General features: G+C 68.5%; 13 protein-coding genes. 4 read left to right on the top strand and 9 right to left on the bottom strand.

Annotation, left to right across the window (positions count from 1 at the left end; all coding sequences use genetic code 11):
• Positions 1-51: 51 nt before the first annotated feature.
• The 5 genes from AC2YHJ_RS24965 to AC2YHJ_RS24945 form a co-directional block, all read right to left on the bottom strand.
• Positions 52-1,716, bottom strand: coding sequence for a bifunctional aspartate transaminase/aspartate 4-decarboxylase (locus tag AC2YHJ_RS24965; RefSeq protein ID WP_487398895.1), 1,665 nt, complete (start codon positions 1,714-1,716; stop codon positions 52-54).
• Positions 1,717-1,725: 9 nt separating this feature from the next.
• Positions 1,726-3,411 (bottom strand): aspartate-alanine antiporter, encoded by a 1,686-nt coding sequence (gene aspT, locus AC2YHJ_RS24960; protein ID WP_487398894.1) that lies wholly within the window; start codon positions 3,409-3,411, stop codon positions 1,726-1,728.
• A gap of 148 nt (positions 3,412-3,559) precedes the next feature.
• Entirely contained in the window at positions 3,560-3,697 is a 138-nt protein-coding gene (locus tag AC2YHJ_RS24955; RefSeq protein WP_487398893.1) for a hypothetical protein, read from the bottom strand.
• A 76-nt stretch (positions 3,698-3,773) separates the two neighbouring features.
• Entirely contained in the window at positions 3,774-4,769 is a 996-nt protein-coding gene (locus AC2YHJ_RS24950; protein WP_487398892.1) for an asparaginase, read from the bottom strand.
• Complete coding sequence (locus AC2YHJ_RS24945; protein WP_487398891.1) at positions 4,766-6,052, bottom strand: glycosyltransferase family 4 protein; 1,287 nt, start codon at positions 6,050-6,052, stop codon at positions 4,766-4,768. Before AC2YHJ_RS24945 ends, AC2YHJ_RS24950 begins: the two co-directional genes overlap by 4 nt.
• Before the next feature lie 131 nt (positions 6,053-6,183).
• On the opposite strand from AC2YHJ_RS24945, the gene AC2YHJ_RS24940 reads away from it, so the two are divergent.
• Complete coding sequence (locus AC2YHJ_RS24940) at positions 6,184-6,918, top strand: SDR family NAD(P)-dependent oxidoreductase (protein WP_487398890.1); 735 nt, start codon at positions 6,184-6,186, stop codon at positions 6,916-6,918.
• Positions 6,919-6,944: 26 nt separating this feature from the next.
• Here the strand turns inward: AC2YHJ_RS24940 and AC2YHJ_RS24935 are convergent, their stop codons facing one another.
• Genes AC2YHJ_RS24935 through AC2YHJ_RS24920 form a run of 4 tightly spaced genes read right to left on the bottom strand, consistent with a single transcriptional unit; the run spans position 6,945 to position 9,854 of the window.
• Positions 6,945-7,355, bottom strand: coding sequence for a polyketide cyclase (locus AC2YHJ_RS24935; protein ID WP_487398889.1), 411 nt, complete (start codon positions 7,353-7,355; stop codon positions 6,945-6,947).
• Complete coding sequence (gene arfB, locus AC2YHJ_RS24930; protein ID WP_487398888.1) at positions 7,352-7,777, bottom strand: alternative ribosome rescue aminoacyl-tRNA hydrolase ArfB; 426 nt, start codon at positions 7,775-7,777, stop codon at positions 7,352-7,354. Before arfB ends, AC2YHJ_RS24935 begins: the two co-directional genes overlap by 4 nt.
• Entirely contained in the window at positions 7,774-8,493 is a 720-nt protein-coding gene (gene eutC, locus AC2YHJ_RS24925) for an ethanolamine ammonia-lyase subunit EutC (protein WP_487398887.1), read from the bottom strand. The genes arfB and eutC overlap by 4 nt, the downstream gene beginning before the upstream one ends.
• Complete coding sequence (locus tag AC2YHJ_RS24920) at positions 8,490-9,854, bottom strand: ethanolamine ammonia-lyase subunit EutB (protein WP_487398886.1); 1,365 nt, start codon at positions 9,852-9,854, stop codon at positions 8,490-8,492. Before AC2YHJ_RS24920 ends, eutC begins: the two co-directional genes overlap by 4 nt.
• Positions 9,855-9,943: 89 nt before the next feature.
• Between AC2YHJ_RS24920 and AC2YHJ_RS24915 the strand changes: the two genes are divergently transcribed.
• Genes AC2YHJ_RS24915 through AC2YHJ_RS24905 form a run of 3 tightly spaced genes read left to right on the top strand, consistent with a single transcriptional unit; the run spans position 9,944 to position 12,088 of the window.
• Positions 9,944-10,495, top strand: a complete 552-nt coding sequence (locus tag AC2YHJ_RS24915) for a phosphonopyruvate decarboxylase (protein WP_487398885.1) — start codon at positions 9,944-9,946, stop codon at positions 10,493-10,495.
• 4 nt (positions 10,496-10,499) lie between these two features.
• Positions 10,500-11,102, top strand: a complete 603-nt coding sequence (locus AC2YHJ_RS24910; protein WP_487398884.1) for a thiamine pyrophosphate-dependent enzyme — start codon at positions 10,500-10,502, stop codon at positions 11,100-11,102.
• A gap of 11 nt (positions 11,103-11,113) precedes the next feature.
• Positions 11,114-12,088: a hydroxyacid dehydrogenase gene (locus tag AC2YHJ_RS24905; protein ID WP_487398883.1), complete on the top strand. Its 975-nt coding sequence runs from the start codon at positions 11,114-11,116 to the stop codon at positions 12,086-12,088.
• The last annotated feature ends 7 nt before the right edge of the window (positions 12,089-12,095 follow it).

Below are 12,095 nucleotides of genomic sequence, written 5' to 3'. Positions count from 1 at the left end.
GACCGCGTGTCAGCCTTGAAGGGGGAGAGATCGCAAGGTTTCGGCCGACCGCTATGGACGCAGCTTTTCCCCCCTCGACGCCCTGAAGGCCTCGACGTAGCCGCGGGCGACCGCCCGGACGGCGCGCCCGATCTCCTCGTAGTCGTCATCGTCGAGATTGGCGAAGGACACGCGCGCGGACCAGTTCGGCGCTTCGAAGCCCGATCCGTTCAGCAGAACGATGCCGTGGTCCTGGGCGAGCTTGAAGGATATGTCGAGCGGATGGACGTTGGCCTTGATCCACTGGACGACGTCCTCGCCGACATACTTTCGCAACAGGTACTCGAAGTCGATCAATCCGTAATACCGATCGAACCATGGCCCGGCCTCCTGCGTGATGCCCATGCCGTCGATCAGTCTGTGGAAGCGGCGATCGCAGATCGCCATGCAGGCCTGCTGATAAACCTTCTGCGTGTCCATCAGCTCGACAAGGCTGAACAGGGACATCATCACCTGCTGCGGCAGGGAAAGGCCGGCGGTATGGTTCAGCGCGACGTCGCGGCTGTCGGCGACGATGCGGTCGATGAACTTCAGCGCACGCGGCCGCGGCGTCAGCGGCAGGTAGCGCTTGTCGATCGTGGCCAGGGTTTCCGGGGAATGCTTGGCCAGCGCATCGTCGAAGATGTTGTCCCGCGCGACCGCGATCACGCCGAGCCGCCAGCCCGTGCAACCGAAGTACTTCGAATATGAATAGACGCCGATGGTGTTGCGCGGCAGGTGCCCCAGGAGCGATTCGAAATTGTGCACGAAGGTGCCATAGACGTCGTCGGTGAGGATGATGAGGTCCGGGCGCTTCGTCTGCACCAGTGTCACCAGCCGCGCGATCGTCTCGGGATGCAGGGCGACGGCGGAAGGGTTGCCTGGATTGACCAGGAACAGCGCCTTGACCTTCGGGTCCTCCAGCGCGGCGAGGCCGGCCTCGGTCATCTGGAACTTGTCTTCCATGACGGACGAGACGTGGATCTGCTTCAGCGCATAGTCCTCGAGCTCGGGCATCTCGAGATAGGGGGTGAAGATCGGCGTGCCGATGGCGATGGTGTCGCCGGCGCGCAGCAGCCGCTGGTTCTTCAGCGCCTTGAAGATGTAGCACATGGCGGCGGTGCCGCCTTCGACCGGGAACAGGTCGAAGGTCACGTCGGGGCGGTGCCCGGCGCACATCGCCCACATGAGGTACTCATGGACGATCGCCTCGTTGTGGATCAGCGAACGATCCGGCACCGGGTAATTGTCGCCGATGATCGAATCCGTCAGCTCATGCACGAAGGCGTCCGGGACGAAGCCGAACTTGCGGATGGCGAAAGCGACGGCGGCACCGAGGGTCTCCGCGCCCGGCGCATCCTCGTCGCCCTCCCGGCGCTTCAGCCACTTCACCAGGCGCGCGTGGGATCCCTTGGCCGCTGGCATGCCCGCCAGTCCGGCCTCGTCATCCTCCATGGTGCGGCGCGCTTCGGTCAGCGCGAACTGGCCGAGCAGAAAGAAGGCTTCGCGCGCGCGGGTCGCGATCCAGTTCGGATTGCCCCGGCCGGCATTCAGGAAGGTGAGTGCGCTCTTGTTCGCCTGCGCGCGCGCCAGGCGGATCAGCTCATCCTTGATCTCGAACGGGCTCAGCCCCTCGAAATGGCCATAGTCCACGGTCTCGTCCATCGAAGCCCCCTTCATCGTGAACCTGGTCGTCATCGCGCGGCGTCAGGGCGCCAGCAGAAGGACAATGACGAGGCCGAATATCGTCAGCAAGGTATTCCCCACGGCGTATGGCATGCCGTAGCCCAATGCCGGAATGCGGCTCTTCGCCGCTTCCTGGATCATGCCAAGCGCGGCAGTAGTCGTCCGCACCCCCGCACAGGCCCCGAACAGGATCGCCGGGTGGAAGCGGAACACGTAGTGGCCGATGTAGATCGAGGCGATCATCGGCACCGAGGTTGCGACGACGCCCCACAGGAATAGTGAGATCCCCACCTCCGACAGCCCGGCGACGAAGCCCGGCCCGGCCGTGATCCCGACCACGGCGATGAAGATGTTGAGGCCGAGCGTGTTCATCAGCCACAGCGCCGGCCCGGGGATGCGTCCGAAGACGGGATGCGTCGTGCGAAGCCAGCCGAGGACCAGCCCGGCGAGCAGCGCCCCGCCCGAGGTGGACAGGCTGATCGGAATGCCGCCGACCGTGAGCGTCAGCACGCCGATCAGGCCGCCAAGGAAGATGCCCCAGCCGACGAAGGCGATGTCGGTGGCTTCCACCGGCCGGTCCGGGAAGCCAAGCGCCTTGATCGCGGCTTCGACATGGCGCCGACTGCCGACGAGCGTGACGATGTCGCCGCGTTCCGCCCGCGTCCCTGGCAACACCGGGACCTCGACCATCGAGCGCACGATCTTGCGGGCATAGACGCCGCGCGCCCAGGGCTCGCTGCCCAGTTCGCGCAGGGTCCGGCCGGCCAGAGCCTTGCGCGTGACATAGACGTCCACGACCTCCGCCTCGGCGTCGAGGAGCTCGGGATCCTCCACCTCGCGCAGGAGGGTATCGAGATGGTCCACCAGCAGTTCGCGTGGACCCGAGAAGACGACGATGTCACCCGGCTGCAGGATGGTGTCGCCATTAGCCTCGATGATGCGCCCATCGCGGCGAAGCCGCTCGACGAAGACCCGCATGCCTGGCAACAGGTCGCGTACGGGCCGCCCCGTGAGGTCGCTGGGTGATTCGAGGCGATAGGCACGCGCGGCGAAGCGATGATAGGCGGAAGCGATGCCCGGTTCGGGCTCGGAGCCACCGCCGCCGAGCTGCGCCTCGTATTCGCGGCAGGCGGCGGGCAGATCGACGCCGATCAGCCGTGGGCCGAGCTGTGCAAGGATGATGGCGGAACCGATCGTCCCCCAGATGTAGGTGACCGCGTAGGCGATCGGGATCTGGTCCGCGAAGGCCTTGGCCTGTTCGGCGGGCAGGCCCAGCGCATTGATCTGGTCCGTGGCCACGCCGATCGCCGCGGAGATGGTCTGCGATCCGGCGTAGAGCCCGGCACCGTAGCCGAGCGGCAGGCCCGAGACGACGGCGCAGAGCCACGGCACCCCGAGGCATAGCACCAGCACGATCAGCGCGAAGGCGATCTGCTTGGGTCCGTCGCTCGACAGGCCGCGCACGAATTGCGGACCGACGCCATAGCCCACGGCGAAGAGGAAGAGGATGAACAGCGTGTTCTTCACATCGGCCGAGATCGGGATGCCGAGCTGGCCGATCGCCACGCCGGCCAGCAGCGTCGCGGTGACGTTACCCAGGTTGAAGCCGAACAGTTTGATCGGGCCGATGAGGAAGCCGATGCCGAGTGCGAGGAAGATGGCGAGCTGCGGGTAGGTCTTCAGCGTCGCCGTGAGCCATTCGAGCATGGTCGCGTCCTAGCCCCATCTCGACCGCATTGCTCCACGCGAAGGGACGCTGATGTCCATTGCCATCGCACATCGTCGAGGATGACAGTTAAATACTCGCGACCGGATGGCTGCAAGGGAACACCGCACGAGGCGTGGCGCGGCTGCATCAGGATTTCGACAGATCGAGCAGGGCGGGCGGGAAGGACGATTGCCTGCCGCGCGCGAGGGAACGCATCGGCGACGCTTCGTATTGGAGCAGCAGCGCGCGGCCGCCGCCGTCACGCTCCGCCCATCCCGGTTCCATGGCGCGGTGACGCGCCCGACGGGGTCAGCGACCTCACCAGCCTGGCAAAGGCGGGAGAGGGGGCAAGGCCCCCGCCTTACGCCGGCAGCGTCACCTTCGTCGAACCCACCGGGTTCCCGTTGCTGTCACGGATCTCGCCCTCGATCGCGTCGGTCAGGCTGTCCGCCGCGTCCACCAGCCCCAGCCGCCCGAGCAGCGTCGCGAAGACGCCCATCTTCGCGCGCGACGCGCCATCGGCGAACTTCACCGCGATGCCGAGCCCCTGTTCGGGGACGAAGCCCACGACGAAGCCTTCCGCGCCGCCCTTCAGCAGCACGCGGCCCTGCGTCGCGCGGACGATCTTGCCGGTGGCGGAATCGCGCCCGGACAAATGATCCGGATAAGCGCGGATGGCCGATTGCAGGCGGCGGATGGCAGTGCGGCGGGACTCGCTTGCGACCTTCGCAGCCGCCCAGCGCGCGGCCGCTTTCGCCATCACCGCCACAGGCAGGGCGACGGCCGGCAGGCCGCAGCCATCGGTGCCACGCGGCAGCGCCGCCGCATCCTCCCCGATCAGCTCGGAGAAGGCTTCGAGGTAAAGGCGCTGCGCCGGATGCGCCGGGTCGTTGTAGGTCGCGACCGGCGCACCGAGGTGCTTCGTCAGTGTCAGGAAGCCGCAATGCTTGCCCGAGCAATTGTGGTAGATGCGCGACCGGTCGCCGCCCGACCGCCAGATCGCCGCCTGGTCGGCCTGGCTGCGCGGCATGTCCGGCCCGCAGATCAGCGCGGATTCCGTCAGCCCCAGCCGTTCCAGCCAGCCGCGCACCAGCGCGACCTGGAAATCCTCGGCGGAATGGGATGCACAGGCGAGGGCGAGATGCTCCTCGGTCAGCCCCGCCGCATCGGCCGCGCCGCTCTCGACCAGCGGGATTGCCTGGAAGGGCTTCAGCGAGGATCGCGGGAAGGTGACGAAGGACGGGTCGCCCCAGGATTGCAGGATGCGGCCTTCCGCATCGGCAACCACCGCGACGCCGTGATGCAGGCTTTCGAGGATGCCACCGCGGCGGATCTCGGCGAGGGGAACGAAGGTCATGGCGTGGCCTTTGGGGCTGGGATGGCGTCGGTGCCGGGACGGCCCTCGAGCACCGCATCGAACAGCTTCACCTGCTTGGGCAGACAATGCGCGTGCAGGTCGAAATTCTCCAGCATGGTGCGGCGCGCGGCCTTGCGCAGCGGCTGGTAGCGGTCGGGGTGGGCCAGCGCATCGACCACCGCATCGGCCATGCGGGCATGGTCGAAGAAGGGCAGCATGATGCCGTTCTTCTCGTGCTGCATCACCTCGGCGAGCGGCGGCGTGTCCGACCCGATGACCAGCGCTTCGCAGCCCATTGCCTCGACCAGCGACCAGGAGAGCACGAAGGGATAGGTGTAATACACATGCGCCTTGGTCAGCCGGAACAGCGCCACCAGCCCGTCATGCGGAATGCGCCCGGTGAAGTGGACGCGCGACATGTCGAGCTTCGCGCCCACCTCCTCCATCATCACCGCCTTCCAGGACTTGCCGCCTTCAGGCATGCGGCCATAGCCGCGTTCCTCCCCGCCCACGATCACCGCATGGGCCTTCGGCCGGCGCGCGAGGATGTCCGGCAGCGCGCGCATGAACACGTCGAAGCCGCGATAGGGTTCGAGGTTGCGGGAGACGAAGGTGAAGATCTCCTCCTCCTTCGACGCCATGAAGCCGTCGGGCAGCTTGACGTTCGAAGGGCCGTTCGGCGTGGCGAAATTGGCGTCCACCCCTTCATGCACCACCGATGTCTTGGCGCGGATGAAGGCCGGGTAGCGGCTGCGCTGCCACAGCGTGGGGGACACACCCCAATCCGTCGCCTCGAGCGACTGCAACTGCGTCATGTTCAGCGTGCGCACGCGGGCCATCTCGTCCAGCGTGACCTCCTGCGACGTGTCGAAGCCGACATCGCCGCCCGAGGATTGATAGTAGAACTCGCAATATTGCAGCAGCTTCGCATCGGGGAAGACGTCGCGCAGGTACAGCCCCTCGCCCCAGCCCGGATGGCAGCAGATGATGTCGGGCACGAAGCCCTTCTGCTTCAGGCCGACCAGCGAGCGGGCGATGGACTGGCCGCGCCGCACCGCGGCCTCGACGGGGCGGAGGTAGCGATGCGTCTTCTCGCCCGCACCTTCCGGCGGCGGATAGCGCAGATGCGTCGGGCCGGGCGGCGAGGGGTTCGGGCGCTCGCCGAGGCCGACGACACGCGCGCCCTTGCGCTGCGAGATGATCGGCGCGAGGTGCCGGTACTGCCCCGGGAAATTCTGGTGAATGAACAGCGCCTGAACCACGCGCCCCGTCTCCCCTGCCACGCCCCGCTGCTTGATGCCGCCAATCCGGCGGGCCGGCAACCTTGCCGGTGGCCGGCCTTGGCGGGGGCCGTCTGGCCGCCGGTGCCGGGACGGGCCAGGATGCCGGCCTCCAGGATACGGGATGGGATTCGATGGGCTTCGATTTCACGGGCAAGCGGGTGCTGGTGGCGGGCGGCAGCCGCGGGATCGGGCGGGCCATCGCGCTCGGCTTCACGCGGGCCGGGGCCAGGGTGTCGGTCTGCGCGCGCGGTGCGGAGGACCTGGCCGCGCTGACGCGCGAGGGCATCGCGCATGTGCGCCCGACCGACCTGGCCGACGCCGGCCAGATCGCCGCATGGGTCGAAGCGGCCGCCGCCGCGCTGGGCGGGATCGACGTGCTGGTCAACAACGCTTCCGGCTTCGGCGCGCCGGACACCGAGGAAGCGTGGAAGCGTGGCCTCGACGTGGACGTGATGGCGACGGTGCGGGCGTCGCGCGCGGCGCTGGTGCATCTGCGCGCGTCGAAGGGGTGCATCGTCAACACCACCTCGATCTCCGGGCTGGCGCCGTCGGTGCGCTCGCCGGCCTATGCGGCGGTGAAGGCGCTGGTGATCAACTACACCGCGTCGCAGGCGGCGATGTTCGCCCCGGACGGCATCCGGGTGAATGCCGTCGCACCCGGTTCGATCGAATTCCCCGGCGGGTCCTGGGAGAAGCGGCGCACGGACGACCCGGCGCTGTACAACCGGATCCTCAAGGGCATCCCCTTCGGCCGGCTGGGCGAGCCGGAGGAAGTGGCGGATGTGGCGATGTTCCTCGCTTCCCCGCTCGCGCGCTGGGTGACGGGGCAGACCATCGTGGTGGATGGCGGGCAGATGCTGGGCTGAGAGCCTCGCGTGCCGCGGCCCCAGGATCAGCCAGGGCCGGCTTCCAGCAGGCGCTTCAGTGTCTGCAGGTCGGCCGTCACCAGGCCGGCGTCGCGCTCGAAGTCTTCCTCCGACATGGCGGGCTGGCGGAACAGGGTGAACAGCACCTCCGCCCCCGAGGCATTGGGCACGACGCGCATCGGTACATCGACCACGCTGCCATCCGGCAGCGTCACCGCGTGGTCCAGGACGCCATGGGCGTTGGGCGGGGCGAAGCGCAGATGCAGCCGGCCGAGCGGTGTTTCCACCCGCCAGGCATCGCCGGCGCGCATCACCCCGCCGCCAAGGCCAGCCGCCCAACGCGGCAGGTTCTCCGGCTGCGAGACGAAGGCATAGACGGCGGCGGCATCGCGTTCGATGCGGACGGTCAGGGTGCGGCTGTCGCGGGTGGCCATCATTCGTCTCCGGGTTTGCCGCCGCGCAGGCGCTTGGTGGTGCCGCGGCGGGTCTTCTCATCCACCCGGCGCGCCTTGGCGGCACGGGATGGCTTGGTCGGGCGGCGCGGCGGCGGGGGTGGCGTGGCGGCCTCGCGCAGCAATTCCAGCAGCCGTTCCAGCGCGTCCTCCCGGTTGCGTTCGCGCGTGCGGTGGCGCTGCGCGGTGATGACCAGCACGCCATCCTTCGTCATGCGCCGCCCGGCGAGCGTCGCCAGCCGCGCCTTCACCGCGTCGGGCAGGTTGGGTGAGGCCATGGCCGCGAAGCGCAGCTGCACGGCCGTCTCCAGCTTGTTGACGTTCTGCCCGCCGGGGCCGGAGGCGCGCAGGAAATCCTCGGCCAGCTCGTCCTCGGCGATGCTGATTCGGTTGGTGACGCGGATCATGGGGCGGGTAGCACGGTGGCGGGCATCTCATCCTTCAGCGCGACGCCGGTCGCACCCAGCCCCTGCGCGGCGCGCAGCAGCCAGGCGGCCTTGGCCGCGGCGTCGTCATAACTCATGCCGCCCGGGCGGATGTTGCTGATGCAGTTGCGCTCCGCATCCGTGCGGCCGCGCCGCGGCGCCCAGGTGATGTAGAGGCCGAGGCTGTCCGTCGCCGAAAGCCCTGGACGTTCGCCAATCATCACCACCACCGCCGCGGCGCCGATGCGTTGGGCGATGTCGTCGCCCAGCGCGACGCGGGCCTGTTCGGCGACCACCACCGGCCCGGCGGGAAGCGACAGCAGCGGGATGATCCGTTGCAGCACGGCGGGTGCATGGCGCTGCACGCCGATGGCACAGAGCCCATCCGCGACGACGAAGGCGATGCTGCCCGGTGCACTCGGCACCGCGGCGCCATCGGCCAGCCGTCGCCCAAGGTCCGGCCGCAGCAGATAGGTCCGCCGGTCGGGCGCATTGCTGTGCACCCGCGTCACCGGCATGCCGATCGCGGCTTCCAGCGCCGGCACGTCCAGCGCCGACCACACCGCGTCCCGCGCCCGCGCATGCGCCTCCTGGAAGTCGAGATGGGCGGCGGTCGGCACCGCCGTCCCGGCGCGCCCCAGCCCGACGCGCGCATCGGTGAAGCGGCGCAGGTCGCGCCAGAGCGCGGGGGTGGTCACGTCAGCCCGATCAGCGCGGGCGACAGCCGTGCCGGAATGCGCTCCGCATCCAGCCCGATGCCCATGCGCGCGAGCCATTCCTCGAATTCGGGTGCGGCGCGCTTGCCGAGCATCGCGCGCGCCGTCAGCCCGTCGTGGAAGGAGGTGGATTGGTAGGCGAGCATCACGTCATCCGCGCCCGGCACACCCATCACATAGGTCACGCCCGCCACGGCGAGGCAGGTCAGCAGCGTGTCCATGTCGTCCTGGTCGGCTTCGGCATGGTTGGTGTAGCAGACATCGACACCCATCGGCAGGCCAAGCAGCTTGCCGCAGAAATGATCCTCCAGCCCCGCGCGCAGGATCTGCTTGCCGTCGAACAGGTACTCCGGACCGATGAAGCCGACGACGCTGTTGACCAGCAACGGGTGGAACTCGCGCGCCACCGCATAGGCGCGGGCTTCCAGCGTCTGCTGGTCCACGCCCTGATGTGCCTCGGCGGATAGGGCGCTGCCCTGGCCGGTCTCGAAATACATGACGTTGTCGCCGATCGTGCCGCGCTTCAGCGCCAGCGCCTGGTCGCGTGCTTCCTTCAGCACCGACAGCGACACGCCGAAGGAGGTATTCACCGCCTCGGTCCCGCCGATCGACTGGAATACCAGGTCCACCGGCGCGCCGCGATCCATCGCGAGCATCGTCGTCGTCACATGCGACAGCACGCAGGATTGCGTCGGGATGTCGAAGCGGTCCCGCACCGTGTCGAGCATGTCGAGCACGCGCATCACCGCATCCACATTGTCGGTGGCGGGATTGATGCCGATCACCGCATCCCCCGCGCCCAGCAGCAGCCCATCCAGCACCCCGGCGGCGATGCCGCGTGGATCGTCGGTCGGGTGGTTCGGCTGCAGGCGGATGGACAGCGTGCCGGGCAGGCCGATGGTATTGCGGAAACGCGTGACGACGCGGCATTTCGCCGCCACCTGGATCAGGTCGGCGACGCGCATGATCTTCGACACCGCCGCGACCATTTCCGGCATCAGGCCCGGTGCCAGCGCCGACACCGCCGCCGGTTCCGCCGCCAGCAGCCAGTCACGGAAGCCGCCCACGCTCAGGTCGCGCACCGAAGCGAAGGCGGCGTCGTCGTGGCGGTCGATGATCAGCCGCGTGACCTCGTCGGCCTCATAGGGGATCACGGCCTCGGACAGGAAATGCGTGAGCGGGACATCGGCCAGTGCCCGCTGCGCGGCGACGCGCTCGGCCGCGCTGGCCGCTGCAACCCCGGCCAGGGCATCGCCCGAGCGCAGCGGCGTGGCGCGCGCCAGCAGCGTCTTCAGATCGTCGAAGACGAAGCGCGTGCCGCCGATGGTCTGCGCGAAGGGCATGGTAGCCCCATGATGCAGCGCCAGGTGGCGGTCTTGCCAGCCTCTCGCCTCGCCCTAGGATGCCCGGGAGCCGATTTTCGAGGAAACGAATGGATCCCAACGCGATCGACAAGGCGCCGGATGCGGCCGCCGCCTGGCCGGACCAGATCTACGACCTGCTCAAGAAGCATGAGATCCGCCAGGTCTGCCTGGTGCCGGATGCCGGCCATTCCCGCCTGATCAAGCGTTGTCTCGCGGACAACGAGATCACGGTCACCACCCTGACCACCGAGGAAGAAGGCATCGCCCTGATGCAGGGTGCCTGGTTGGGCGGCGACAAGGCGGTGCTGCTGATGCAGTCCTCGGGCGTGGGCAACTGCATCAACATGCTGTCGCTGTCGCAGATCCATCGCTGCCCGATGCCGATGCTGGTGACGATGCGCGGCGATTTCGGTGAGTTCAACCCGGCCCAGGTGCCGATGGGCGAGGCCACCCAGGCGGTGCTGGAGGCGATGGGCACCATCGTGCGCCGCGCCGATGCGCCTGAGGACATCGCGTCCACCGTCGATGCCACCATCCGCATGGCCTTCAACACCTTCCGCCCGACCGCGACGCTGATCGGCCAGCGCGTCATCGGCGCCAAGACCTTCGGCAAGGACTGAGACGATGCTCGCGGAATCCGGAAAGCTCGACCGTCGCGAGCTCACCCGCGTCCTTCTCGAGGATCGCGGCGACATGGCTGTCATCGCCGGCCTCGGCGCGCCGGCCTGGGACATCACGGCGGTGGGCGACCACCCGCTGAACCTGCCGCTGTGGGGTGGCATGGGGGCGGCGGCGATGATCGGGCTTGGCCTGGCGCTCGCGCAGCCTTCCCGCTCCGTGCTGGTGCTGACCGGCGATGGGGAGATGCTGATGGGCATCGGCGCGCTCGCGACCATCGCGGTCAAGAAGCCGAAGAACCTGTCGATCGTGGTGCAGGACAACGAGCACTACGGCGAGACCGGCATGCAGGAGACGGCGACGAAGCACGGCGTCGATCTCGTGGCCATGGCCAGGGGCGCGGGCTTCGCGCGCACGATGTTCGTCACCAAGCCCGAGGAAGTGCCGGCCCTGAAGGCCGCGATCCGGGCCGGCGACGGCCCCTTCTTCGCAGTGGCCAAGATCGACGCCACCAGCAAGAAGCTGGTCCTGCCGCCGCGCGACGGCTCCATCATCCAGAACCGCATGCGGGAGGCGATCCTCGGCCCCGCGGCACATCATCAGCTCTGAGGCACTGCCCCATGCCGCATATCGTCTGCCTTCGCCCGCTGCATCCCGACGCCATGGCGCGGCTGCGCGCCGAGCCCGGTTACACCGTCACCCTGCTCGACCCCGTCACGCCGGAGACGCTGGCCGAGCCGATGAAGACCGCGGATGCCATCATCGTCCGGGCGACGAAGATCGACCGCGCCTTCCTCGCCAATGCGCCGATGCTGTCGATCTGCGCGCGCCACGGCGTCGGCTATGACGCGGTGGATGTGAAGGCGCTGACCGAACGCGGCATTCCGTTGACCGTCACGCCGGACGCCAACGCCGTCTCGGTCGCCGAGCACGCGATGATGCTGATGCTGACCACGGCGCGGCGCACCATCGACTACGACCGCAACACCAAGGCGCTCGACTGGGGCCCGAAGCCGTCGCTGCGCACGCTCGACCTCGCCGGGCTGAAGGTGCTGGTGGTCGGCTTCGGGCGGATCGGCGGGCGCGTCGCGCGGCTGTGCCAGGCCTTCGGGATGGAGGTGCTGGTCCACGACCCCTATATTCCGCAGAACACCATCAAGGGGGCGGGGTTCCGGCCGGTGAAGGTGCTGCATGAAGGGCTCGCGGAAGCCGACATCGTCACCACCCACTGCCCCTCGAACGAGGAGACGCGGGCGATGGTGAACGCCACCTTCCTCGCGGCGATGAAGCCCGGTGCGGCCTACATCAACACCGCGCGCGGCACGCTGGTGGACGAAGCGGCACTGACCAACGCGCTCAAGACCGGCCATCTCGGCGCCTGCGGGCTCGACGTGTTCTGGGAGGAGCCGGTGACGAAGAAGCTGCCCTTCCTCGACTTCGCGAATGTCGTCGTCTCCCCGCATTCCGCGGCGGCGACCGAACAGTCCACCCGGCGCATGGGCCTGTCCTGCGCCGAGAGCATCTTCGCCCATTTCAAGGGCCAACTCGACCCCGACGTCGTCATCAACAAGGAGGTGCTCCGCGGCAACGCGTGAGCAGCAC

It is taken from the genome of Roseomonas sp. SRI_022 (assembly GCF_057586215.1).
This window is presented reverse-complemented; position numbering and strand designations above follow the sequence as displayed.

Coding starts and splice junctions, on each gene's coding strand:
- AC2YHJ_RS24965 (WP_487398895.1), bottom strand. CDS start 1,716: ATGACGACCAGGTTCACGATGAAGGGGGCTTCGATGGACGAGACCGTG.
- aspT (WP_487398894.1), bottom strand. CDS start 3,411: ATGCTCGAATGGCTCACGGCGACGCTGAAGACCTACCCGCAGCTCGCC.
- AC2YHJ_RS24955 (WP_487398893.1), bottom strand. CDS start 3,697: ATGGAACCGGGATGGGCGGAGCGTGACGGCGGCGGCCGCGCGCTGCTG.
- AC2YHJ_RS24950 (WP_487398892.1), bottom strand. CDS start 4,769: ATGACCTTCGTTCCCCTCGCCGAGATCCGCCGCGGTGGCATCCTCGAA.
- AC2YHJ_RS24940 (WP_487398890.1), top strand. CDS start 6,184: ATGGGCTTCGATTTCACGGGCAAGCGGGTGCTGGTGGCGGGCGGCAGC.
- AC2YHJ_RS24935 (WP_487398889.1), bottom strand. CDS start 7,355: ATGATGGCCACCCGCGACAGCCGCACCCTGACCGTCCGCATCGAACGC.
- arfB (WP_487398888.1), bottom strand. CDS start 7,777: ATGATCCGCGTCACCAACCGAATCAGCATCGCCGAGGACGAGCTGGCC.
- AC2YHJ_RS24920 (WP_487398886.1), bottom strand. CDS start 9,854: ATGCCCTTCGCGCAGACCATCGGCGGCACGCGCTTCGTCTTCGACGAT.
- AC2YHJ_RS24915 (WP_487398885.1), top strand. CDS start 9,944: ATGGATCCCAACGCGATCGACAAGGCGCCGGATGCGGCCGCCGCCTGG.
- AC2YHJ_RS24910 (WP_487398884.1), top strand. CDS start 10,500: ATGCTCGCGGAATCCGGAAAGCTCGACCGTCGCGAGCTCACCCGCGTC.
- AC2YHJ_RS24905 (WP_487398883.1), top strand. CDS start 11,114: ATGCCGCATATCGTCTGCCTTCGCCCGCTGCATCCCGACGCCATGGCG.